Source organism: Methylophilus glucosoxydans, from assembly GCF_042676145.1.
Taxonomy (GTDB): domain Bacteria; phylum Pseudomonadota; class Gammaproteobacteria; order Burkholderiales; family Methylophilaceae; genus Methylophilus; species Methylophilus glucosoxydans.
In genome coordinates this window covers 263,526-288,076 of the sequence record NZ_JBHTJW010000001.1, presented here as the reverse complement: position 1 = coordinate 288,076, position 24,551 = coordinate 263,526, and the positions used below count along the sequence as shown (strand labels likewise).

The 24,551-nt window shown below is 52.2% G+C and carries 22 protein-coding genes; 4 read left to right on the top strand and 18 right to left on the bottom strand.

From position 1 onward, the window contains the following. Positions 1 to 83: 83 nt before the first annotated feature. The 17 genes from ACFQ1T_RS01395 to ACFQ1T_RS01315 all read right to left on the bottom strand — a co-directional run bounded on the left by ACFQ1T_RS01395 (position 84) and on the right by ACFQ1T_RS01315 (position 17,348). Positions 84 to 2,210, bottom strand: a complete 2,127-nt coding sequence (locus ACFQ1T_RS01395) for a TonB-dependent siderophore receptor (RefSeq protein ID WP_379073476.1) — start codon at positions 2,208 to 2,210, stop codon at positions 84 to 86. Between the two features lie 214 nt (positions 2,211 to 2,424). Further along, positions 2,425 to 3,687 (bottom strand): PepSY-associated TM helix domain-containing protein, encoded by a 1,263-nt coding sequence (locus tag ACFQ1T_RS01390; protein WP_379073763.1) that lies wholly within the window; start codon positions 3,685 to 3,687, stop codon positions 2,425 to 2,427. Between the two features lie 35 nt (positions 3,688 to 3,722). After that, positions 3,723 to 5,903, bottom strand: a complete 2,181-nt coding sequence (locus ACFQ1T_RS01385; protein WP_379073475.1) for a TonB-dependent receptor — start codon at positions 5,901 to 5,903, stop codon at positions 3,723 to 3,725. Between the two features lie 71 nt (positions 5,904 to 5,974). Next, the gene (locus tag ACFQ1T_RS01380; RefSeq protein WP_379073474.1) at positions 5,975 to 8,068 is read right to left on the bottom strand and encodes a TonB-dependent siderophore receptor; all 2,094 of its coding nucleotides are present in this window, start codon (positions 8,066 to 8,068) and stop codon (positions 5,975 to 5,977) included. A 58-nt stretch (positions 8,069 to 8,126) separates the two neighbouring features. Further along, positions 8,127 to 8,960 (bottom strand): ATP-binding cassette domain-containing protein, encoded by an 834-nt coding sequence (locus ACFQ1T_RS01375; protein ID WP_379073473.1) that lies wholly within the window; start codon positions 8,958 to 8,960, stop codon positions 8,127 to 8,129. Further along, positions 8,957 to 10,030, bottom strand: a complete 1,074-nt coding sequence (locus tag ACFQ1T_RS01370) for a FecCD family ABC transporter permease (RefSeq protein ID WP_379073472.1) — start codon at positions 10,028 to 10,030, stop codon at positions 8,957 to 8,959. The genes ACFQ1T_RS01375 and ACFQ1T_RS01370 overlap by 4 nt, the downstream gene beginning before the upstream one ends. Further along, complete coding sequence (locus ACFQ1T_RS01365) at positions 10,027 to 10,971, bottom strand: heme/hemin ABC transporter substrate-binding protein (protein ID WP_313985892.1); 945 nt, start codon at positions 10,969 to 10,971, stop codon at positions 10,027 to 10,029. Before ACFQ1T_RS01365 ends, ACFQ1T_RS01370 begins: the two co-directional genes overlap by 4 nt. After that, positions 10,958 to 11,506, bottom strand: a complete 549-nt coding sequence (locus ACFQ1T_RS01360; protein WP_194749245.1) for a HugZ family pyridoxamine 5'-phosphate oxidase — start codon at positions 11,504 to 11,506, stop codon at positions 10,958 to 10,960. Before ACFQ1T_RS01360 ends, ACFQ1T_RS01365 begins: the two co-directional genes overlap by 14 nt. A 139-nt stretch (positions 11,507 to 11,645) precedes the next feature. Beyond that, positions 11,646 to 12,161 carry an azurin gene (gene azu / locus ACFQ1T_RS01355; protein WP_379073471.1) on the bottom strand — a complete coding sequence of 172 codons (516 nt, stop codon included), beginning with the start codon at positions 12,159 to 12,161 and terminating at the stop codon, positions 11,646 to 11,648. A 109-nt stretch (positions 12,162 to 12,270) separates the two neighbouring features. Beyond that, a complete protein-coding gene (locus ACFQ1T_RS01350) occupies positions 12,271 to 12,510 on the bottom strand; it encodes a hypothetical protein (protein ID WP_379073470.1) in 240 nt (79 codons plus the stop codon). 102 nt (positions 12,511 to 12,612) lie between these two features. Further along, complete coding sequence (locus tag ACFQ1T_RS01345) at positions 12,613 to 13,749, bottom strand: PepSY-associated TM helix domain-containing protein (RefSeq protein WP_379073469.1); 1,137 nt, start codon at positions 13,747 to 13,749, stop codon at positions 12,613 to 12,615. 29 nt (positions 13,750 to 13,778) lie between these two features. Continuing rightward, positions 13,779 to 14,198, bottom strand: a complete 420-nt coding sequence (locus tag ACFQ1T_RS01340) for an ExbD/TolR family protein (protein WP_379073468.1) — start codon at positions 14,196 to 14,198, stop codon at positions 13,779 to 13,781. Then, the gene (locus tag ACFQ1T_RS01335; protein WP_194749241.1) at positions 14,195 to 14,938 is read right to left on the bottom strand and encodes a MotA/TolQ/ExbB proton channel family protein; all 744 of its coding nucleotides are present in this window, start codon (positions 14,936 to 14,938) and stop codon (positions 14,195 to 14,197) included. The genes ACFQ1T_RS01340 and ACFQ1T_RS01335 overlap by 4 nt, the downstream gene beginning before the upstream one ends. 27 nt (positions 14,939 to 14,965) lie before the next feature. Continuing rightward, the gene (locus ACFQ1T_RS01330; protein ID WP_379073467.1) at positions 14,966 to 15,832 is read right to left on the bottom strand and encodes an energy transducer TonB; all 867 of its coding nucleotides are present in this window, start codon (positions 15,830 to 15,832) and stop codon (positions 14,966 to 14,968) included. Positions 15,833 to 15,935: 103 nt separating this feature from the next. Beyond that, complete coding sequence (hemP, locus tag ACFQ1T_RS01325) at positions 15,936 to 16,154, bottom strand: hemin uptake protein HemP (protein ID WP_194749239.1); 219 nt, start codon at positions 16,152 to 16,154, stop codon at positions 15,936 to 15,938. A 183-nt stretch (positions 16,155 to 16,337) separates the two neighbouring features. Next, positions 16,338 to 16,955, bottom strand: a complete 618-nt coding sequence (rpsD, locus tag ACFQ1T_RS01320) for a 30S ribosomal protein S4 (protein ID WP_275356595.1) — start codon at positions 16,953 to 16,955, stop codon at positions 16,338 to 16,340. A gap of 84 nt (positions 16,956 to 17,039) precedes the next feature. Further along, the gene (locus ACFQ1T_RS01315; RefSeq protein ID WP_194749237.1) at positions 17,040 to 17,348 is read right to left on the bottom strand and encodes a hypothetical protein; all 309 of its coding nucleotides are present in this window, start codon (positions 17,346 to 17,348) and stop codon (positions 17,040 to 17,042) included. A gap of 198 nt (positions 17,349 to 17,546) precedes the next feature. On the opposite strand from ACFQ1T_RS01315, the gene ilvB reads away from it, so the two are divergent. The 4 genes from ilvB (at position 17,547) to asd (ending at position 21,892) form a co-directional block, all read left to right on the top strand. Beyond that, positions 17,547 to 19,310 (top strand): biosynthetic-type acetolactate synthase large subunit, encoded by a 1,764-nt coding sequence (ilvB, locus tag ACFQ1T_RS01310; RefSeq protein ID WP_313985872.1) that lies wholly within the window; start codon positions 17,547 to 17,549, stop codon positions 19,308 to 19,310. Further along, entirely contained in the window at positions 19,310 to 19,801 is a 492-nt protein-coding gene (gene ilvN / locus ACFQ1T_RS01305; RefSeq protein ID WP_018987330.1) for an acetolactate synthase small subunit, read from the top strand. Before ilvB ends, ilvN begins: the two co-directional genes overlap by 1 nt. Before the next feature lie 52 nt (positions 19,802 to 19,853). Continuing rightward, a complete protein-coding gene (gene ilvC / locus ACFQ1T_RS01300) occupies positions 19,854 to 20,870 on the top strand; it encodes a ketol-acid reductoisomerase (protein ID WP_194749235.1) in 1,017 nt (338 codons plus the stop codon). A 173-nt stretch (positions 20,871 to 21,043) separates the two neighbouring features. After that, entirely contained in the window at positions 21,044 to 21,892 is an 849-nt protein-coding gene (asd, locus tag ACFQ1T_RS01295) for an archaetidylserine decarboxylase (RefSeq protein WP_379073466.1), read from the top strand. A gap of 44 nt (positions 21,893 to 21,936) precedes the next feature. Here asd and pepN read toward each other — a convergent pair whose 3' ends face one another. After that, on the bottom strand, positions 21,937 to 24,543 hold the full coding sequence (gene pepN, locus ACFQ1T_RS01290) for an aminopeptidase N (protein WP_379073465.1): 2,607 nt from the start codon (positions 24,541 to 24,543) through the stop codon (positions 21,937 to 21,939). Positions 24,544 to 24,551 lie beyond the last annotated feature (8 nt).

The following is a 24,551-nucleotide window of genomic DNA, read 5'->3' as shown; positions in this document are numbered from 1 at the left end:
GCGGCCTGTGCTCTGGGCACAAACCGCATCAGGGCCACTAGCCTGACGCCAATATCAAGCTAGCTGCGTGTGACAGGGGCCAGTTAAAAATCCAGGCGCAGATTGGCCTGCAAGGTCCTTGGTCGGCCGACGCCTAACAGGCTGTTCCCTGCGGTACTCCAGTAGTCTTTATCTGTGATATTGTCGACCACGACCTGAAAAGTGGCTTTTTGCTTGCCCAGCAGGGTCTTATATCTGGCCCCTACCGACCCAATCGTGTAGCCATCTATGCTGGCTTGATTAAATGCATTGACCTGTTGCTTGCCGCTATAAAACAAGCCCGCGCTCAAAAACAGGCCAGGGACCTGCGCAATCTGGTATTCACCAAACAGACTGGCAGTTTTCTCTGGCGTATTTTCTGGCGTATTGCCATTGCTAGCCGCGTCAGGTGTTTTCAAGGTCGCATCCATCAACAGGAAAGAGGCGGCGACAGACAGCCTCTCCGTCAACTCGCCAGTAGCAGCAAATTCCAAGCCTTGATAATTTGCGTCACCGTTAATCTTATAGATATTAGTACTCGGATAACCAAATGCGGCGGCACGCTCAATATCAAAATAGGCCAATTGCAGCAAAAAACGATCAAACACTTGCGCCTTTGCACCAATTTCTTTTTGTCTTGATTTTGCCGGATTGAGTAACTCGCCAGCATTTGACCATCTAGTCGGAACTTGCCCACTGTCCTCAAAACCTTCAATATAGCTGGCGTAGAGAGAAATATTTGGCTGAACTTTGTACATCAGCGCCACGGAGGGAATGACTTTTTTGGCGTTGAAGCGCGTAGCCGTTGCCGTGCCTGCATTGGTGGCAATGGTCTCGGTGTCATAACGACTTTGCCGCGCACCTGCCATGAGGGTCCATTGGTCTGTCAACGCCATTTGATCAAATACATACAGGCCTCGATCCAGAATTGTCTGGTCAGATAAACGGTTATTGGAAACCGCCGCAAGCACAGGAACGACTCTGGGATTAAAATAGTTTTGAGTCACCGTACGAGTTGCAAACATAGGTGTCACGCCTTCACGCTGATTGCTGGTGTATCCCAGTGTGAGCTGATGCTTGATGGGGCCCGTTTCCAGCAAACCGAGCAACTCGGTTCTAAAGTTGGTGTTGGTAAACACTTGATTCCGTGTAAATGAAACTTGCAACTCTCCTTCACCCGTAAGCGGGTTAAAGTTCTGAAACTGTGAAAAGTTACGGTCGCGCTCCGTCTTGGCTCGTCCAGCTTCAAACAGCCAACTCCAGTCATCACTCAAGGCATAATCGGTCCTGAACAGAATATTGGTTGCCTCAGCATCATAGTGCTGCCATTTGCCCGCCAGGTTTTGTGTCGCTGCTGGCACAGGCGGCAGCGTGATCTTACCGTTGACAGCATTAGGCACTACAATCGCAGCCTGCTCTGAAACATCTTTGCGGTAATGCTCAAGGTCAAGCTTGAAAGACAATTTATCGTTTGCACGCCAATCCAATGCGGCTGAGACCAGACCACGGCTGCCGTCATAATGGTCAATGCCAATATCTTCGCTGCCAGTGACCACATTAAAACGTGCACCAAACTGCTGCTCAGCGCCAAAGCGCTTGCCATAGTCCACATGGGCGCTACGCGCACCAAATTCATTGGTAGACAGCGTCAGGCTTTTGTTTTCAACCTTGCCAGCCCGCTTGGTTACCAGGTTGATAATGCCAGAGGGCGGCACCAGGCCGTAATACAGAGACGAAGCCCCTTTGAGCACTTCTACCCGCTCTTTGTTTTCTAGTGGCGTATCAATCAGGTTAATAATCGGCAACGAACCATTGAGCCGGTAGTTTCCGCGGTTCTCGACCAGAATGCCTCGGATCGCAATATTGTCATAGGTCGAGCCACTCAATTGCGAGCGTGAAACCCCTGCGGTGTTCCGCAATGCGCCAAACAATGAGTTGGTCGCTTGCGCATCCAACACCTCACGCGTCACCGTGTTCACGGTCAAGGGCACGTCCAGCGGATTCATGTCTCTAAACGTCCCGACCTGTACCGTGTTTGAGTGAAAACTCTGGCGACGGCTGGTCGATACCTCAACTTCACCCAGAGTTTGCTGATCGTCATCAGTGTTTGTTGCAGCTGGCGCAGAAGCAGTCTTCTCAGCCTCCCCCTGCGCCCAGGCTGCCGACATCGGCAAGGCTAACAACAACGACAAATAAACTGTTTTTAATCGAATTACGGACACACAACACTCCCATTAAATAAAGCTGGCTACTGGAGTGCGTAACTCGATGGCTGGCAAACAACAAGATCAATCTGATTTTTATTTTCAAAACCCTCAGCACCCCTCCCTATCAGGGGCCAGTAAACATACCGGATTGCTAAGAGGTTGGCGTTTTAATAACGCCACGTAAGTGTGGCTAAAGCGCTCATGAACGATGCGTACGCAACGAATTCATGCGCAGCATTCCCTCAGAAATGCTTCGTGCCTTGCGCTTTTTCCACCATAAATACACGCCCGTTGCAGAAAGCGTGGCCACCACCATTCCCATGACAGAAATCATAATCCTGCCGGGCAGGCCCAAGATACGGCCAGAATGCAGGGGGAATTGGGCTTGCACAATCACATCACCTGCTGTGCCTTCCCAAGGAATACGTTTGCCAACATAATGTGCATCCAAACCATCGTAATACAAACGTTTATGGCCGGCACCTGCCACACCATGATCGGCATCAGGATAATAAAAATCCACATTAAACAACTGGTATGCCGCGCTATAAGAAATGCGTCCTGCTGGCTCATGCCAGCCTTGCCTACGCGCCTCCTTGATCGCCATCGCCAGCACTTTTCCATAATCTACCTGCGGTGGTAATTGTTGTGAGACCGGTAAGCGCGGACGGATATCTGAAGGAGTGGGCGTCAGTGTAAATGCAGACTTCATGACTGGCATAAAGACTTCACGGCGCAAATTGAGCGCAAAGGCAGAAAATGCCAGAATAATCAGCAATATCCATGTCCATAAGCCAAAAGCACGATGCATATCAAAATAACGTTTGTGCGTGCTGCTGTTCCAACGCAGTTTCCATGCAGGCCACCAGCGCTTCCAGAATGAGGCCTGGGCATTGTGTTGCACCTTGTGCAACTTAGTGATTGGAGTGTTGGCAAATTTGGGCAAGGTAAGATAAAAACCCACAAAACTATCAATCAGCCAAATCAGTGCCACACCGCCTAACAACCATAGTCCCCAGCGGTCGATTCCCCACATTTCGGGCAGGTGCAAACTGTAATGCAGCTTATACAAAAAAGAGACGACATTGGTCCTATCTATCGGCCACACGGCGCCCCACTCCCGCTTGCCTAGCTCCTGGCCGGTGACGGGGTCAATAAACACCTGGTTAAATTTAACAGGCACCATGCCATCCGGTGGATTAGATAATGGCTTGACGCCAATGGTCAGCGTATGCCCCTCTTCAACACTCAGCGGAATCGAACTGACCTGAACTTGTGGGTAGCGCTCTGACACCTGTTTTGCAAGCACTAATGTCGACTGATGCGCACCTTGTGACTTGCTATGCATCCACGCTGGATTCAGTAACGTATCAATCTCGTGATCCCATGAAATAATGGCACCAGTGAGCCCGGTGATCATTAGAAACAAGGCACTAGCCATGCCTAACCACCGATGTACCAATAATAAAGACGAACGCAAAACAAATTACCTCGTATTTAAAAATCAAGCTGGGCGCTGACGGTGATAGTCCGTGGCGCACCCAACACCAGATAGCCGGAATTAGAGGTTAGCCCTGCATAACCACCTGCAGAGGCCCAATAATCACGATCTGTGATGTTATCAATACGGCCACGAACGGTTAATAAATGCCCTTCAATCTCAGTCGCATATCTTGCGCCGATATCTAAACGGGTCCAACCTGGCAGTCTTTGAGTGTTTGTGCCATTACCATACACATGGCCAGTAGTAATCACACGCGCATCAAATGTTAAACCAGGCACCATAAATGCATCCCACTCTAGACCCAGGTTAGCTTGTTGATCTGGAATACCAATCGTTTGCTTATCTTCCGTCGAGGCATTGCCCGTATTCTTCTGTTTGGCATCCAACCAGGTAATCCCCCCCAACACCCGCAAACTGGGCGAAATCTGACCATAAGTCATCAGTTCAACCCCTTGGTGCTCTTCTTTCCCTTGCGAAGTAAATACATTCGCCGCATTGATAAAACCGCGTGGTTTCTCAGTGGTAAAGTAAGCAGTAGTCACCCGAACCTTACCAAAATCAAACTTGGCTCCCACTTCTTTCTGTTTTGAGACATAGGGGGCAAGCGTCTCACCTCGATTAGCGGTGGTTCCTGGAGCTGTTGCCCCTTGTGACAAGCCTTCAATGTAATTAGCATAGAGAGAGATGCCGTCCCAGGGTTTTACTACCGCACCCAACACAGGGCTCAGCTTCGTCTTGTCGTACGCACTACTAAACACGCCATTGTAATCATAGGTTGTCGCAGCTATTTGCTGACTTCTCACCCCTAGCGTCAACAACAACTGATTATCTAACATGGCCAGTGTGTCACCTATGGCAAGGCTACGTAAAATCGTTCTACCTGTCGTATTCGGATTATCCAACACACCACCTGAACCTGCGCCTGCAGTAAATGCAGGCAGGGAATAATAAGTTGGGGCATATAAGTTGGTATTGAGCTGATTACCAGAATCAAACATATACGCTGCTTTTTTCTCAAAATGATATAAGTTTGCATTTAATACAACGTCATGGCTGATAGAACCCGTTTCAAACTTACCTTTTAGGCCAACTTCACCGGTTCTTACCGAGTCTTCTCTGGTATTGTCAAAACGATAGAAAGTACCCGTGCCAGTCGCAGAGTTGTTGACTGTCAAATTTGCTAACGAGTTAGCTTCATGTGACTCACGGAAGCCTCCGGCAAAGTAAGCTGTCACTTTGTCAGTTAAATCGTATTCACCACGCAAAGTCCCGAAGGTGTCCCGCTCATTAGAGTAAGACCATGGCTGTGCCCAGTTTGAATCGCTACTAGGCGCTCGCGGTACACCTGTCGACGCAGCAAGCGTGACGTTTGTGCGCGTTTGCTTCAGATGATTATCCTGATAACCGATATCACCAGACAACCGCAAATTCTCGCCGCGCCAATCTAATGCCAGCGAAATCAGATCAACTTCAGCATGTTCTTTATCAACTGCAGTACCGCCATCACGCCTAGACACATTCAACCGAATACCGGCACTGTCATCCGGGCCAAAACGTCTTGCCACATCTGCAGAAATAAGTTGTTGGTTACCAGAACTCCAGCCAGCATTTACTAAGCTCAATGGCTCATTTGGTGCTCGCTTTGGCAGTAAAGAAATCGAGCCTCCAATGGCATCCCCATTCGGGCTTGTCCCATTTAAGAATGCGGAGGCACCACGCAGAACCTCAACACGCTCAAAGAGCTCGGCCGCAATATACTGTCTTGGAAGTATTCCATACAACCCGTTATATGCAACACTATCGGAATACAGTTGAAAACCACGAATAAAATATGACTCCTGAAAGTTGCCAAAGCCACGGGCAACGCGTACGGAAGGATCATTTAGTAACACATCCCCTACACTTTTTGCCTGTTGGTTCTGGATCAACTCATTGGTATATGCGTTGATTGAAAATGGGGTATCCATGGCATCTTTATTACCAAGCACGCCAACCCGCCCGCCTTTCGCAACCTGTCCGCCAGCATAAGGCTTCATCAGGCCTTTAGCATTCGCATCAGCAGAAGCTTTCACTTTCACCTCGCCCAAAGTGTCTAATTCAGACTCTTCAGCGGAAGCATCCATAAAAACCGTTGCATACATGACTGCAATCAGGACTTTTTTATAAGCGTTCATGTTTGATAACCTCAAAAAGTTAAAAAACCAAGCACGTAAGCGGTGCTTGGTTGTATATATAAAAGTTGGTGTTAAAAGGTATAGTTTGCAGAGAGGACAGCATTCTGTCGTTCGCCATATCCACAATCTTGACCATTGCCGCGACACCAGGAAATAAACTCCTTGTCAGCGATATTTCTAATCGTGGCGCGCAAGTCCCATTTCCCATAGTTAAATCCAACCATGGCATCGAACAAGGTAACTGATGGCACTGTGGGCAAACCACCAAATCCGACGTTGTCACCTAAATAACGCACCCCCACCCCAGCGCGCCAATTTGAGTTGATTTTGTATTGTGCCCAGGCTGAACCCAATTTTTCTGCGACATATGGCAACCTAATTTTGGTGGTGTCGTTAAACGCATTCATGCGACTGTAGTTGCCAAGCAGCTCCCAATCACCCATTCGATGCTTGGCCTCGACCTCCCAACCTCTGGTTAATGCACCGGTTTGTTGCAAACCACCCGGGGTGTTCCCTTGAATAACTCTATTGAGTTGCTCAATCTCAAACCAAGCAAACGCTGCTGATGTGTTGCCATCTGGAGAGTAATATTTCATCCCAGCTTCGCGTTGTTCTCCTTCAGTAGGTTTTAGCACGCCATTATTCCCATCAGTACCCAAATTCGGCACAAATGCTTCAGAGTAGTTAACATAAGGTGAGACTCCACTCTCGAACCGATACATCAGACCCAAGCGTCCCGTGGTTACTGAATTACGCGCATCAACATCTGGCGTAGCACCAACCTTGAGCAAGGTATTTGTCGCATGATCTCGACGCAGAGCTCCAGAAACAACCCAGGGGCCCCATTCCATATGTTCGGTCAAGTAAAAGCCCGTCTGCACGATTTTGTTATTGTCCCGTTCAGCGCCGACTAATGCACCATAATCGACATTGCCATATACCGGGTTATAAACATTGATGCCAAATGCAGAGGTTGTAGAGGTGTAATTACGCTCTGTCCATAATGCATCTTGGTAATCCATTCCTAAAGACACCAAATGCTTGGTCGGTCCTAACGCAAAATTGCCCTGCAAGCGTGTATCGCTTGAAAATACATTGGTACTGCGGTCAGCAGCGTGAATGGTACGCTGTATATTGCCTGTGCTATCAGGGTTAGCTCCAACTCGAGTCCAGTGTTCCCGTGTGATCGTATCTGAGTTAACTTTTCTCAAATTTGCCACAAGTTTAATTTGGTCAGTAATCGCCTGATCTACGAACAATGACACTTCGTCTTTTTTGGTGTCGTAGCGATCCCAGCCAGGCTCCCCGACAAAGGTCCGGCTGGATATTCGACCTAATGGTCCTGGAAGGATCGTTCCTCGAGAAGGCAAAAACTGTGCTGAAACCGTACTATCAGTTTCCTGATGCACATACTGCATAGTGATACTGGTTTTATCACTTGGCTGCCAAGTCACCGAGGGCATAAACACCACGGCATCATCTTTCACATAATCAACCTGTGTACCACTGTCTCGCTTTAAAGCCACCAGTCGATAAAGCCATTCGCCATCCTCACTCAGAGGACCTGTAAAGTCGATACCGAGTTGCTTACGGTCATACATACCATATTGCAGATTCACTTCACGTGCGGCTACTTTTTTGGGGCGTTTGGACACGCTATTCACAATACCACCCAAATCTGACTGCCCGAACACAGATGAAGAAGGCCCCTTCAAGACTTCTATGCGTTCAAGCATATAGATATCCGTTCTGGTGTTATTGTAGGAGCCATACAAATTACGCAAACCATCTTGGAACATAGATGGGGTTAAGCCGCGAACTGAGGCAGAGTCTATTCTGGTATCAAATCCAAAGTTACCAGCATAGACGCCAGCACTGTAAGTCAGAGCATCCTGAATATTCAAAGCCCCCATTTCTCGTGCCTGCTCGACATCCACAACAGTGACGGACTGAGGCATATCTTGCACTGAAACGGGGCTTTTACCCACTGAAGTCGCACGGTCTTGGGTAATGAATTTATCTCTTTTACTACTTTTTTTCGCGCTCACAGACACCTCAGATAAGGTATCTGTTTCAACTTTGGGTACTACTTCCTCACTGGAAGCTATTGCTGGGAGAGCAATCACAAATACAAGCGGGATTGCAGGGATACGAAACGAGTACATACAAAAACTCCAGTAAACAATCGCTGGCTACAGGAGATAAAGGACTCGTTGGCTTGCATTAATACATTGAATGATAACAATTATCATTCATAAAATCAACAGAAGTGACTAGGGCCGCCTCGGGGGCAACCAGCATTTGCCCTTGCTCAGTGACCGCACTGACCAAATTAACTTCGTACAAAGCAGCCAGCGTCGACAGGGCAATTTGCCTGCGCGGATAATCGCCGATGAGACGCCCGTCTTTAATCAGCACGAGCCGGTCGAATCCCTGCAAGGCCTGATTGATATCATGCAAGATAGCGAAAATCGCATGCCCACGCTGGCGGGCAAATTGGTCCATGGCAGCCATCAGTTGCCACTGCAAGCCGGGGTCGAGCGCCGCCATCGGCTCATCTACCAGCAACAGGCCTTGCTCGATATCCCACAATTGCGCAAACACTCTGGCGAGATGGACGCGCGCCTTTTCGCCACCGGACAGGGTATCGAACCGGCGCGGCAGCAAGTGCCGGGCACACGCCAGTTCTGCCGCCTGACGCACTATCACATTTAAATCAGGATCGACCATTCTGGCGACCCGGCCAAGACCAATCACCAGTTCAACGGGCAACCCAAAGGCGACCTCATGCGACTGTGGCAAGATGGCGCGTTGGCGGCTTAAGTCGACCAGTGACCACGTTGTCAAACAGCGCTCACGCAGCCTGACTTGGCCACTGCTGGGCAAATACTCGCGCGCGAGCAACTTGAGCAAGGTGGATTTACCGGCGCCACTGGGTCCGAGCACCGCAATCCGTTCACCTGGCTGCACGGTCATCGAAAACGGACCAAAAACATGGCCTCCCAATTTGAGTGTCACGGCTTGCAGCTCGAGCAAATGTGCAGCGCGATAACTCATAGATGACCGCCTTTTCTGAGGCTCCCGAGCAATAGCAAGAAGAACGGCGCACCCAGCAATGCCGTAAAAATCCCAACTGGAATTTCTGCGGGAATCGCCAGCGTACGGGCCGCTGTATCAGCCAATAGCAACAGGATGGCGCCAACCAGCATGGCAAGGGGGGCTAGACGACGCTGATCAGGCCCGATCAATAAACGCACAATATGTGGGGCGACCAAGCCGATAAAACCGATCATGCCGCACCAGGCGACGGCAAACCCGCTTAATAGCGCCACCAGCACAATGACACGGCGGCGTAATTGACGCACGTGAATGCCGACATGGGTGGCGGCGGCCTCACCGAGCGCGAGTGCATTCATGGCGTTCACCAGCCGTTGCATATAGGCCAACGCGCCGATTAACAACAGCGACAACAACAGCACCAGCCGCCAACTGGCACTCGCCAGCGACCCTAACGTCCAGAACGTGAGGCTACGCAGCTGTTCATCCGTCGCCAGATAGGTGCATAAGCCTATGACAGCGGTAGCCAGCGCATTGAGCGCAATTCCGGTCAGTAACAATCCGGCAATCGAATCAGCCGTGAGCCAGCGCGCCACGCCATCCAGCAAAAAGCAGACGCTTACCGCGCCGAAAAAAGCCGTCAGTGGTAACAGCCAATAGCGTAAAGTGATGGGAATCTCTATTCCCGAGCCAGCCAGCAGCACAATAGTTAACGCCGCCGCGCAGGCGGCACCACTACTCACCCCCAGCAACCCCGGATCGGCCAGCGGGTTACGAAACAGGCCTTGCGTGAGCGCGCCTGACAATCCCAAGGCAGCCCCAACCAGTGCCGCAAACAGAATGCGCGGCAATCGCAGATTCCACAGCACATAAGCACCGCCTGTGAGCGGATGAGAGGGGTCATTCAACCAGCCGATGCGCCAGTCAGCCAACGTCACGGGGACGGCCCCCGCCCAGGCCGACAATGCGAGCAGGATCAGCAAGACAAGACCCAAACCCCAGGAAGGATATGTTGCAAAACGGGTGGTTAGGCGCTCGCAGAAGACCGGCCAGGCGGTTGCGCTGATCATAGGGTCATGGCCTTGCCGAGCAATTGATCAAGTGCGGCGACGGCCTGCGGCAATCGTGGCCCGAACCCTAGCATGAACATGGCTTCCAGCGCCACAATCCGGCGATGCTCCCCGGCAGGCGTCTGCGCCAGGCCAGGCAGCCGCAGTGCGCCTTCGACTCCACCCACCACCGCCAGCCCTTGCTCTGTGAACAAAACGACCTCTGGCTGCGCCGCAATCACGGCCTCGGGCGTCAAGGGCTTAAAGCCCTGGAAGCCCTGCACCGCATTGCGTGCGCCCACATAATGCAACATGGCCTCGGCACTGCTCCCCTGCCCTCCCACCATGACCTGGCCGGGGGCGTGTGACAACACAAACAGCACACGTGGGCCCTGCCCTTTACGTGCCAGAATCGGCGCACGCACACGCTGCCAGTCGGCTTTGAGTTTGTCTACGCATTGCGTCGCCGCTGGCGTACGATCAAGTAAATGCCCAAGCTGTTGCATACGATCTACCACGCCTTCAAAGCGGTCATGCGCCGCCAGAATACTTAGCGGCACACCTGCCGCCTGAACTTGCCTTAGCACGGCTGGGGGCCCGGCATCTTCAGTGGCGACTACCAGGGTCGGCGCCAATGCCAGAATCCCTTCGCTGGACAAGGTGCGTGCATAGCCAACACTGGGTAACCTGGTGGCCGCCGCCGGAAAAAGCGAAGTGGTATCTACACCGACCAAGGTCTGGCTGGCACCGAGTGCATATATCATTTCTGTCAAAGCACCGCCGATACTGACGATGCGCTGGCTCGCGGGCTCGGTGTCTGCGGCCCACACCAAAGACTGGGGCAATAGGGCTGTGATTCCCAATGCACCCGCTTGCTGTAAAAATTGCCGTCTGGCCGCCACTGAAGCATTCATGGCATGAATACGTGTTTTCTGCTTATCCATGCCATCAAACCAACGCATCCAGATCCGCCTGACTGGCGCTATCTGGCGCACGATGGCCTTGTTCGTTACGGTGCGCCACCTCAGATAAATCCTGGCCGGTCAGGCGATAGGCTTTGGCAAAGCCAGCCACATAGCTGCCCTCTAACGGTGTTAAGGCATACAGGTGAAAGTCCGTCAGTTTGGCGATCACTTCCATAAATTTGCCAAATTTGGCATGAAACTGATCCATCACCAATACAAACGTAGCTTCATCCCTAGGCACTTCTTGCGCCTGGCATTGCAGCACAAGACGCTTTCTGGCAAATGGATGGCTGGCTGCCTGCTCGCTTTCGATGAACATCACCGAGCAACGACCGTGATGTTGCAAATTGGCGCAATGGGCGGCCAACTCACTCACATAAATATAAAACCGCTGCTCGTGCTCGACAAAAGTGGCATAGCTGGCTTCAGGCCATCCCTGATCACTGGTGGTCGCTAACTGCAGGGATTGAAACTGCCGGTGGAACGCATTGGCTTCAGTGCCAACGGCCTGTAATTTTTGTGTGTCTTGCATCGTGTTCTCCTCAAACGCACTCATCATGTTTTAGCCGCGGTAACGCTTTGCTTTTACTGCCAGTAAGAAACAAAGTGACCGCCCGCAACTGGGCCCTGTGCCCATTTGAACCTGCCGGTGCAGGCAGGTTCTGCAAGGACTAGATCAGCTTGAGCGTGCCTTTCATCATTGAGGCATGGCCGGGGAATGAGCAAAAGAAGACATAACTGGCTGATGCATCCAGCTGCTTGGGTGTAAGGCTGGTCTCTGCACTCTCACCACCGCCAATCACCTGGGTGGCGGCGAGCACGCGACTGTCCTGCGGTTTGACAAAAGACTTGGCGATGCCTGCCTTCATGCCATCCTGCAATACGCCCTGTTCATCTGCCTGTTTGCTGATCACCAGGTTATGGCCCATGATGTTTTTAGCCATGGTGCCGGTATGCTTCAAGCGAATGGCAAAAGAGGCACAGGCTTTGGGCACAGCAATTTCCTTGACGTTATAGCTCATGGCATCCGTGGCTTCTACCGTGACTTCACAATGGTCTGCGGCCTGCGCATTGGCTTGTAGTAATAAAGTGCTGGCAACCACGGCGAGCGGCGCGGCTTTTAACAATAAGCGCGCTGAAAAAGAAGGCTGGCTCGCGGAAAGGCGGGGGTTAAAAGTGAGTTTCATCTATGCTCCAATCATCCAATTTAAAAACTGGCTGGCTACTGGAGTGACGACTCGGTGGCTGGCTAAACTAAAGACAGCCCAGCAGCTTGCGGGGCAATCAAAAAAAGACTTACTTGCGGGCGCGCCCAGGCTGGCCGGGCAAAAAACGGGCAAGCAAGCGCGGCTTGCAAAGATAGTAATAAAGGCTAATCACAATCGGCAGCGCCACCGCTGCATCCGACAGCAATTCGCGGGCATCATCTACCAGCAAGGCAGTCACCAGGCCCAGAACAGTGATGAGGCCAATAACCAGCGGCCATAAAAAGATTTGTGACAGTGATTTACTTTGCATAAACAGATGTGTGACCATGATTCATGTTCGCCTATTGAGACATCGCCGTTGAAACCCCAGAGGTTTAATTTCACAAACAGTGTCGATATTCACAAAAACGCTATTCATCAAACCGGATGCTCAACTCGCCTCACTGAGTATGATGCGCGTTTGAATATCCGGCACATATTGGTGGCGCTTTTTCCACCAGAGCTTGAGCCCGGTCCACAACACCACAATACTCAATACATCCAGCACCGCCCAAATCCACTTCAAGGTCATGCCACCATAATCGCCAAAATGCAACGGCTGCGATACCAGCAAGCCCACCAGATACCAGGGCAGCGGTCGACTATCGGTCAGCTGTGCGGTCTGTGCATCGACCAGCACGGGCTTGAACAGGCGCTTGGTCAGCGGGCTATCGCCACGCATGAAAATGCCATAATGATGCCGGCTGGTATAAGGCGTGCCTGGAAAGGCGATAAAGCCTAATTGCATCTCGGGTTCGGCACGCTGCGCCACTTGCAAAGACTGCTGCAGTGAGGCAAACGCTGTCGGTGGAGGCAGGTTTTTATAGGGCGCGACCATTTGCGCCATTTGGTCAAATTGCCAGTATTTAATCAGCAAATCCGACCAGGCATTGATCACGCCGGTCGCCCCCACCACCAGCAACCAGCAGAGCGTGACGATGCCCAGAAAGTTATGGATATCAAGGCGCTTGAGCTTGTCGCCACGCTGGTGACGGATCTCGCCAAACGGCAGTTTGCGCATGAAAGGCGCATACAGCACCACGCCAGAAATAAGGGCAATCAACAGCAAAAAGCCCATCAACCCCAGAAACAACATGCCAGGCAAGCCCGCGAATAAATCAACATGCAGCTTGAACATCACATATAAAAAGCCTTCGTCATCCTTGGGCTCACCCAATACCTGTGCCGTACGCGCATCGAGTACCACGTTGTGGGTATTCGTGATGTCAGTCGGCGTCGCACCCAAGCGGACCACCCATTGCAAGGGCTCGTCGTCTTCGCGGTACATATATTGCGGCACCAGCTTGGGGTAACGGGCTTTGGCCGCCGCCATCAGGCTATCCATGCTGGCATTGGGCCCGGCATGACTGATCACGGGCGTTTCAATCTGGTCACCCAGCAGATGATGCAGCTCATGCATAAAGATCAGGGGCAGACCGGTCAGGCATAACAGCAACATGAATGCTGTACAGACCAGACTGCTCCATTTATGGATCCATGCCCAGCGGCGGATGGTTTGCTGTTTCATATGCAATGGTTAACTCAGATGAATTTGAATCAAGGTTGCGGCTGGCTGACAAAGCCAATTTTTTTCATGCCTGCCGTTTGCGCCTTGGCCAACACCTCGGCCAGCACTTGATAGCGGGTGTTTTTATCTGCGCGAATCTGCAACTCGGACTGTTGCTGCCTGCCTGCTTCTTCCTGCAACTTGGCAGCCAACTCTGGCGCCTGGATTTCGCTATCGTTCCAGAACAGCTTACCGTCTGCATCCACCGCTAGGTCAATCACTTCCGGCTTTTCCTCCAGTGGCTGCGAGGTGGCCTGAGGCAAATCAATCTTGACCGCATGCGTCAGCAAGGGCGCAGTAATGATAAAAATCACCAGCAAGACTAGCATCACATCGACCAGCGGCGTGGTGTTGATTTCACTCATGGGCTGGGTGTGTTCACCCGCGCTAAAAGGATTTTGCCCCATCATAGGTTGCCACCTTTGCTTGCGACTTTAGCGTGCAGCTCAGTCACATTGGCAGGTTTCTGACCTTGCTTGATCATCAATGGCGCACCCGTAGTCAGCAAGGTATGCAAGTCTTGCGCAAAATTCTCGAGCTCGGCCATGACACTGCGATTCGCCTTGATAAAGGCGTTATAGGCCAACACAGCCGGGATCGCCACCGCCAGACCAATCGCCGTCATAATCAAAGCCTCACCAACCGGGCCGGCCACCTTGTCGATGGTCGCCACGCCGGATTGGCCAATCGCGGTCAGCGCGTGATAAATCCCCCACACCGTCCCAAACAAACCAACAAACGGAGCCACGCTGCCCACAGAAGCAAGCACAGACAACCCGCTCTCCATGCCTGCCTGTTCTTGCGACAAGGTACGGCGCAACTGGCGTGCAACAAACTCATCCTGGCTGCAAGCCGCGCCCAGAGACTGGCTGGCATGTTGCTGATGGTGCTGGGTAGATTCCACGGCAGTCAGCGCCAGGCGGAACGCTGGTGATTGCATCTGCGTATCCTGCAGGGCCTCTTGCAAAGTTGCTTTGCGCCAGAACTGCTTTACATAAGCCGTGACTTCGCGCTTGTGCTTGAAGACTTGCCAAGCCTTGACCACAATAAAATACCAGCTCATGACCGACATGGTCAGCAGCACCAGCGCCACGATGACCGAGACAACCCCACCCTCGGTAATAAATGCCAAACCACTAGTTGATTGCATCAAACGTTCCTTTCAATAAAAACTGATTTAATTTTGTGTGAGTGAGAAAGACAATGGCACATTGACGAAAGCACTGAGCGCCTTGCCGCCTTTGCGGGCTGGCTCAAACCGCCATTGCTTGACGGCATTGAGTGCCGCCTTGTCCAGCCGCTCATAGCCACTGCTTTTAAAAATCTCTACCGACTCCGGGTGGCCTTCTGCCGACACCAGCACCCTGAGCAACACGCGCCCCTCTTCACCGGCGCGCTGTGACAATCGCGGATATTCCGGCGCCGGGTTGTTCAGGTAAGCCACGCCAAACTTTGGCGGCTCCTCTTTTTCTTCCACCTCGTGCTTGGGTGGCGCAGCAGGCGCAGGTGCGGGCTTGCTTGGGGCAGCCGCTTGCGGTGCTTCCAGCGGCGGCGCGGCAGGCTGGGTGCTGGCTTCAAACTTGGGCTGATCTGGCGTGGTTTCCGTGATCCGTTCCACCACTGGTGCCGGTCGCTCTATGGGCTTGACTGGCGTTTCCTTTGGTTTGATCACCGGCTTCACCACCGGCTGCTGCTTGATGATGGGCACCACCTCTGGCGCAGGCGCCTCCTCTTTTTTTGCAGGCAAGGTAATCAACGATACCGTGATCGGCTCTGGCTTGGGCAACTCAATGAGTTCCTCTTCAAACAGCAGAAAACTGGCGATCACCAGCGCATGCAGCGCGACCACCAGCAGCATGCCTACTGCATGCCAACCCTGGCGGCGGTCACGTATGAGCAACTGTTCAGTCGCCAATACTGACCAGCGGAACACCCCCGCCAGCTCGCCCAACTGCCGCTTATGCAAGCTCAACTCAGGTAAGCTGGTAGCCGACATCCGGGCGGGCTTCAACGACAACCCACGCAAAGACTCACGTTGCGCCATTAGCGTCCATCTCCTACAAAAAGACTGTTTATTAAAGTGCTGAAGGCAACCTGCTGGTTGCCTGCTTCACATTGATATTTCACCACACCCAACGCGCTCTTAATCATGAAGAGACGCCATGCCCTATATTGTCCTGACACTTGGTCAGCAGCAATTTATTTTGCCTGGTCCGGGTGAGTCGGTACTCATCACGACCATGCATAATGGCTACCACGCCGCGCTTCCCCAGCAATTCATTGGCATCCACCACAGGCACGCCGGTCTGAGTCGCGTTGGCGGCATTTTGCCCTTGATTCAACTCAGGCTGCAAGCGATTCGTCATCTACAATCCAGTCCAAAAAAAAGCCGACTTACATGCTTGCGCACTGCGGCATCAGATTTCAAGGAACACCCTTACCAGGGGTAATTTGGCGCATTAAAAACACGCCTATTTGAGCAGTGACATGTTGGGGTTAGGAGCACCACTCAAATTCATTGGCCTGCAGGCTTGCACCTGCACGCGAAATTAAACGCGGTTAGCGTAGTATTCAACCACTTGCTGCACTTCAATCGGGAACGGCACATCCTCAATGGATGGCAAGTGACCAATTTTTGCCGAGGCGGTCGTCGTATCCACAGATAACCACTCGGGGATGGTCAGACTGGGCGTCGCCATCGACTCGGCCACCATCGGAATTTTGCGACTTTTCTCTTTGAGCGTGACCACATCACCCACTTTCAAACGCACGGAAGCAATATTGACAGACTTGCCGTTTAACAACACATGCCCATGATTGACCAACTGGCGCGCAGCAATGCCCGTCGGCGCAAAACCAGCCCTGAACACCACGTTATCCAGACGGCGCTCAAGCAAAGACATCAATTTGTCACCGGTAGGCTCCGAACCTTTACGCGCTTCCAGCATCAGCTTGCGCATTTGCTTCTCGCTCACACCATAGTTAAAGCGGATCTTCTGCTTCTCCACCAACTTCACGGCAAAATCCGAGCGACGACGACGCGAAGCCTGCTGACCATGCTGGCCAGGCGGATTGGGTCTATCTTCAATCGACTTGCGTGACAACCCTGGCAACTCCACGCCCAGGGCGCGCATAATCTTGAGTCGAGGTCCGGTGGTTCTTGCCATTTCAATACTGCCTTTCTTAATCTTTTGTTTTTTGTATGCGATGTACACTACTTAATGCAACGAGTGCCTGCGCCCTTGCGCCCATCACTGCATGGTGGCCGACGGCGTCACAAATTCAGACACCGCTTGCTGCATGGCAAAGGTTTGATGCGCTTGCAACAACTCCTGCCATTCACGCAACAATTGCCTGGCCGCCGAGGTAATCAAACCACTCTCTGCATACTCAGGCGCATTCAAGGTCTGGGCCAGACTGCAACCCAACAAGGCCAAATCCTCAGAAGGATTCATGGCATATCGCGTTGCCACACAACTCAGCGAAACCAGCACCGCACTTGCGGTCGGCAAGTCAGGATCGAACAACTGGCTGGGTGATGCGCCTTGTAAACTTTGCATGGCGTGTATGCCTCTCGTTAACTGTTATGCAAATGATAATGTTTCTCATTTATAAAGTCAACTATTGATTGCAGGGATTGCAATATTGACCCCGGCATCACTGAAAGTCGGGTACGGTCAGCGCGAAATCTTGACCAAATTAGTAAAGCAAGTTAATGTATAGGGTTCAACATTTATTAGCCGAAAAATCAAGGTTTTATGGACGCCTCAGCCCACTCTGCGACAGACACCCACGCCAAATCCATGACAGGTGCGGACATTGTTGTCTCCTGCCTGAATGAAGAAAAAGTCAAATTCGTCTTTGGCTATCCAGGTGGTGCGGTCTTGCATATCTATGATGCTTTATATAAACAGAATGGCTTCAAGCACATTCTGGTGCGTCACGAGCAAGCGGCTGTGCATGCGGCAGATGCTTACTCACGTGCAACAGGGGATGTCGGTGTTGCCTTGGTCACCAGCGGTCCAGGTGCGACCAATGCGGTAACCGGCATTGCCACTGCCTATATGGATTCGATTCCACTGGTGGTGATCAGTGGTCAGGTCCCGGTGCCAGCGATTGGCATGGACGCCTTCCAGGAAGTCGACATGGTGGGGGTGACCCGCCCGTGCGTGAAGCACAACTTCCTGGTCAAGCACGTTAAAGACATTGCGCCGACCATCAAGAAAGCATTCTTCATCGCCAAAACCGGCCGTCCCGGTCCAGTGGTCGTGGATATTCCTAAAGATATCACGGCGCACGTGGCTGATTTTATCTACCCAAAAACGGTAGAGATGCGTTCTTACAACCCGATTTTGAAAGGCCATAGCGGCCAGATCAAAAAAGCGGTCAAGCTGTTGCTGAGTGCAAAACGTCCGATGATTTACACCGGCGGTGGCCTGGTATTGGGTAATGGTGCGGCTGAGCTGGTAAAACTGGCTAAGGCTTTGAATTTCCCGGTCACCAACACCCTGATGGGGTTGGGTGGCTACCCTGCCACTGACAAACAGTTTGTCGGCATGCTGGGCATGCACGGGTCTTATGAGGCCAATATGGCCATGCAGCACTGTGACGTGTTACTGGCGGTTGGCGCGCGTTTTGACGACCGCGTGATTGGCAATCCCAAGCACTTTAGCAGCCACAAACGCACCATCATTCATATTGATGTCGACCCGTCCAGCATCTCCAAACGCGTCAAGGTTGACGTGCCGATTGTTGGCGACGTGCAATCCGTGCTGTCTGACATGAACGAGATTCTGGCGCAAGAAGAAAACCAGAGCACAGACACCGCCGACTGGTGGTCACAAATCAATGAATGGCGCGGCATCCAGTCGATGGATTACGCCTATTCAGACACCGTGATCAAGCCACAGTACGTGATCCAGAAATTATGGGAGGTCACCAAAGGCGAAGCCTATGTGACTTCTGACGTGGGCCAGCACCAGATGTGGGCGGCGCAATACTACAAGTTCGACAAGCCACGTCGCTGGATCAACTCCGGCGGCTTGGGCACCATGGGCGTGGGCTTGCCATACGCCATGGGCTGTCAGTTTGCCGACAAAAATGCACAAGTCGCCTGCGTGACCGGCGAAGGCAGTATCCAGATGAACATCCAGGAGCTGTCCACCTGTGCGCAATACGGCCTGCCGATCAAGGTCATTCTGTTGAATAACCGTTACCTGGGCATGGTGCGTCAGTGGCAGGAGTTCTTCTACGAGAACCGCTACTCAGAATCCTACATGGATAGCCTGCCTGACTTCGTCAAACTGGCAGAGTCTTATGGCCACGTTGGCATGCGCATCACCGATCCGGCGGATGTAGAAGGCGCCCTGAAAGAAGCGTTTGATAGAAAAGACAAATTTGTATTTATGGACTTTTTAACCGACCAAACAGAAAACGTCTTCCCGATGGTTGAAAACGGCAAGGGCCTGTCAGAAATGGTATTGAGCCCACGCACGGCCAGCCGCCTGAAAGGGGAAGAATAATGCGTCACATTATTTCACTGCTGATGGAAAACGAAGCAGGCGCCCTGTCACGCGTGGCCGGCCTGTTTTCTGCCCGCGGTTACAACATTGAATCACTCACGGTGGCGGTCACCGAAGACCCTACCCTGTCTCGCATGACGATTGTGACCACAGGCTCCGATGATGTGATTGAACAAATTATCAAGCAACTCAACAAGTTGATTGACGTGGTCAAGGTGCTGGATCTCAACGATGGCAAGCACATTGAGCGCGAACTGATGCTGGTCAAGGTCAAAGCCACCGGCGTCCATAAAGACGAAATGAAGCGCATGTGCGACATTTTCCGCGGCCGTATTATCGATGTGGCCGACAATAGCTACACCATTGAGCTTACCGGCTCTTGCAGCAAACTGGATGCGTTTATTGAAGCCATAGACCGCAGCGCGATTCTTGAAACCGTGCGTACGGGTGCTTCCGGCATTGGTCGTGGCGACCGCATCCTCAAGGTTTAACCGGAATTATTTTTTACAGACAAAGCATTTGTATTGAAAGGCAAAAGCAGAGATGAACGTTTATTACGACAAGGACGCCGACTTAAGCATTATCAAAGGCAAAAAAGTGACGATTGTGGGCTACGGTTCCCAAGGTCATGCACACGCAGCCAACCTGCGCGACAGCGGCGTGAATGTCACCATTGGTTTGCGTAAAGGCGGCGGCTCCTGGGCCAAAGCCGAAGGCGCTGGTCACACCACTTTAGAGATCGCAGCAGCGGTTAAAGACGCTGACGTGGTCATGGTATTGCTGCCAGACGAAACCATGGCAGAAATTTTCAATGCCGAAATCGCGCCTAACCTGAAAAAAGGCGCAGCACTGGCATTCGCACATGGCTTCAACATTCACTACAACCAGATCGTGCCACGCGCAGACCTGGACGTGATCATGATCGCCCCTAAAGGCCCAGGCCACACCGTGCGTTCCGAATATCTCAAAGGCGGCGGCGTACCTTCATTGATCGCTGTTTACCAAAACACCTCAGGCAAAGCCAAAGAAATCGCTTTGTCTTACGCAGCAGCCAACGGCGGCACCAAAGGTGGCGTGATTGAAACTGACTTCCGCGAAGAAACAGAAACTGACTTGTTCGGCGAACAAGCCGTACTCTGTGGTGGCGCGGTTGAACTGGTGAAAGCCGGTTTTGAAACCCTGGTTGAAGCTGGCTATGCGCCAGAAATGGCCTACTTCGAATGCTTGCACGAGTTGAAACTGATCGTTGACCTGATGTACGAAGGCGGCATCGCCAATATGAACTACTCCATCTCCAACAACGCGGAGTATGGTGAGTACGTGACAGGCCCACAAGTGATCAACAGCCAGTCCAAAGAGGCTATGCGTCAATGCCTGAAAAACATCCAGAATGGTAACTACGCTAAACAGTTCATCCTGGAAGGCCGCACCAACTACCCAGAAATGACGGCTCGCCGTCGTTTGAACGCTGCTCACCCAATTGAGCAAGTGGGTAACAAACTGCGCGCCATGATGCCTTGGATTGCGAAAAACAAACTGGTTGATCAGTCTAAGAACTAATTCTAGACCTTGAATCAGTACCTAAGGTTGGGTTGATGACAAATTAATCCAGCCATAGGTAAAAAGCACAGGCCGATGTATCGCCTGTGCTTTTTTATTTGTAAAATCATGAATAAAGACATGATAAAAACAAGTGCTTGCAACAACCAAGCGCTACTCAATAAGGGAAAGAAGTGAAACTCGCCATTCTGCTGCAATACATTGCCCCCAAACAACTCCTCACCGCCGCTGCCGGCAAACTGGCGCACTGGCAGGCGGCTGGCCTGACCACGGCGTTTATCGGCTGGTTTGTGCGCAAATACCATGTGAATATGGAAGAAGCACTCAACGGCGATATCAGCAGCTACAAAACGTTTAACCTGTTCTTCACGCGCCCACTCAAACCGGATGCCCGGCCCTTGGCAAATAATGCCTTTGTATGCCCGGTGGATGGCGCCATCAGCCAGTTTGGCAAAGTTGAAAACGGCCAGATTTTTCAGGCTAAAGGCCATCATTACACAGCGCAGGCATTGGTCGGTGGCGACGCTGCTTTAGCTGGAAACTTTGACAGTGGTCGTTTTGCCTGCCTGTATCTAAGCCCCAAAGATTATCACCGCATCCATATGCCATGCGCTGGAAAACTGCTGAGCATGACCTATGTGCCTGGCGATTTATTCTCAGTGAATCCACTCACAGCCGCCAATGTGCCCGGCCTGTTTGCGCGTAACGAGCGCGTAGTCTGTACGTTTGAATCCGCCCAGCATGGCAAGTTTGTGCTGGTTTTGGTCGGTGCGACGATTGTCGGCAGCATGGCGACCGTTTGGCACGATGCCAAAGACCACATTATCAACCCGCCTCGTCCGGGCAAAGTCATCCATTGGGATTACAGCAACCAACACATCATCTTGAAACAAGGCGAAGAAATGGGTCGTTTCCTGTTGGGTTCTACCGTGGTGATGCTGTTTGAAAAAGACGTGCTGGAGTTTAATGCCAGCTGGCACCCAGGCAAACCGATACGCCTGGGCGAGGCCATGGGGAAATAGTGCGAGCAGACCATTTAAAAAGCGGAGCTTAAACTCCGCTTTTTTTAGCCATTCAAGCTCTTACTCACCACTTCAAACACATCACCCGACAAATTAGGCGTATCCAGCACCGCTTGTAGCGCCGCTTTCATCTGCGCCTGCAAGGCAGGTGTGTAGCGCTTCCACTCACGCAACGGCGTCACAAGGCGCGCGGCAATTTGCGGGTTGATGCTATTGAGCTCGATAATTGCATCACGCAAAAAGGCATACCCTTTGCCGCTAGGATCATGGAACTTGACCGGATTGTTAATGGCAAACGCGCTATACAGTGAACGCACGCGGTTAGGATTTTTGATGTTGAAATCGGGGTGTGCGCGCAATGAGGCGAGGTCATCAAAAATTTGCTCGCGGTTGGCAATCGCTTGCAATGAGAACCACTTGTCAACCACCAGCGGATACTTTTCAAAGCGGGTATAAAAGTCTGCAAACACCTCGGCCCGTTGCGGCTGTGTACTGTCAGACAGGCACGACAATGCAGTCACCCGATCCGTCATATTATCTGCTGCGTCGTAATGCGCTTTGGCGCGTGCAGCACAACCAGTGCCATTGGTGGTGGTCAGAATCTCTAACACGGCGGCCTGTAAAGTACGGCGGCCCATGGCTTGCGGGGTAATGGTGAACTCGCCCGGATTGGCGTTGGCCTCATACAGCGCGGCCAAAGCGTCTTTATGCGCACGCTTGATCTGAGTGAGGATGCTGCTACGCGCCGCATCAATGGCTGCCGGGTCTATCACCGGCTGATATTGGCCAATCACACCTATCATGGGCAAACTCAAGGCGCGCGCCAGCAAGGCTTTGTCACCCTGCCCGCTCAAGCCTTGCGCAATCAAGGTGCCGACATCGGCAATAAACTGGCTAATATCCGCCTGTGGGTCTGCCATCACGCGCTGTATGGTGCGCAGCGCCAGCGTCTGCCCGGCCTCCCATTTGTTAAAGCCATCGGTGTCATGCACCTGCAACAGGCGCAAGTCATCGTCACTTAAATCGGTCTCCAGTTTGACCGGTGCCGAGAAGCCACGCAGGATCGAAGGCACTGGTTTGGCAGCGATGCCATCGAAAGTGAATGATTGCTCACGGGCCGTCATTTCCAGCACTTGCGTAGGCACAATCTCACGGCCGTCCGCGGCCAGTAAACCCACCGCAATCGGGATATGCAAGGGCTGCTTGTCGGTCTGACCCGGCGTCTCCGGCTGCGATTGTTTAAAGCTTAGCGTATAACGCTGCTGGGCCGCATCGTAATGGCTGCTGGCGACCAAGGTGGGCGTGCCTGCCTGTTTATACCACCTGAAAAACTGCGTCATGTCACGGCCAGAAGCTTCTGCCATGCACTGCACAAAATCATCACAGGTCACCGCCTGGCCGTCAAAACGGTCAAAGTACAAATCGGTGGCCTTGCGGAAGGTCTGTGGCCCAAGCAAGGTATGCTGCATGCGAATCAGCTCAGCACCTTTGTCGTAGATGGTTTTGGTGTAAAAGTTGCTAATCTCGATAAACTGGTCCGGCTGCACCGAGTGCGCCAGTGGACTGCCATCTTCGGGGAACTGCAAACGGCGCAAACCGTTCACATCGTCAATCCGCTGCACCGCACGCGAGTTCAAGTCTGCACTAAACTCCTGGTCACGGAACACGGTAAAGCCTTCTTTCAAGGACAATTGGAACCAATCACGGCAAGTCACTCGGTTACCCGTCCAGTTATGGAAGTATTCGTGACCAATCACGCCCTCCACGCTCATAAAATCGCTATCGGTCGCGGTCTCTTGATGCGCCAGCACCAGCGCGGTGTTAAACACGTTGAGCGAGGTGTTTTCCATCGCGCCCATATTAAAGTCGCTCACCGCCACAATATTAAACAGGTCGAGCTGATACTCGCGGCCATAGACCTCTTCGTCCCACTTCATCGACTTTTTCAGTGACTCCATGGCATGACTACACTGGCCTTCGTCGCCCGCACGCACATAAATGTGCAAATCTACGTTGCGTCCCGTCATGGTGGTAAACGTATCCGCCACCCGCACCAAGTCGCCCGCCACCAGTGCAAACAGGTAGCAAGGTTTAGGGAACGGATCATGCCAGACACGGTAATGCCTGCCATCCGGCAAGCCGCCCTCTTCCTGCAAATTACCATTCGACAACATCACCGGATACGCCTTGGCATCCGCCTCAATGCGCACCGTAAACACGCTCAACACATCCGGCCTGTCCTGATAATACGTAATGCGTCTAAAGCCTTCTGCCTCGCACTGTGTGCAATACGTGCCTTGTGACTGATACAAGCCCTCCAGCGCCGTATTCGCCTCGGGGTTAATCTCGCTCACAATAGTAAGCGTGAATTCATCACCCGGACTCGCAATCGTCATCTGCCCATCGGCCACCGTGTAATCGCTCAATGGCACACCATTTTTTGCCACTGAAACAATCGTCTGCTCTTCTCCATCCAGCACCAAGTCGCTCGATACCCCCACCGGGTTTTTCACATACCTCACTTCAGAGGTCACAATCGTCTTGCCCGGCAACAGGTTAAAACTCAAATTCACCTGTTTCGCCAGATAAGGCGCGGGCGTGTAGTCTTTGAGGTAGATAGTTTTTGGTGCAACAGCGTTTTCGGTTCGCATGGATTTAC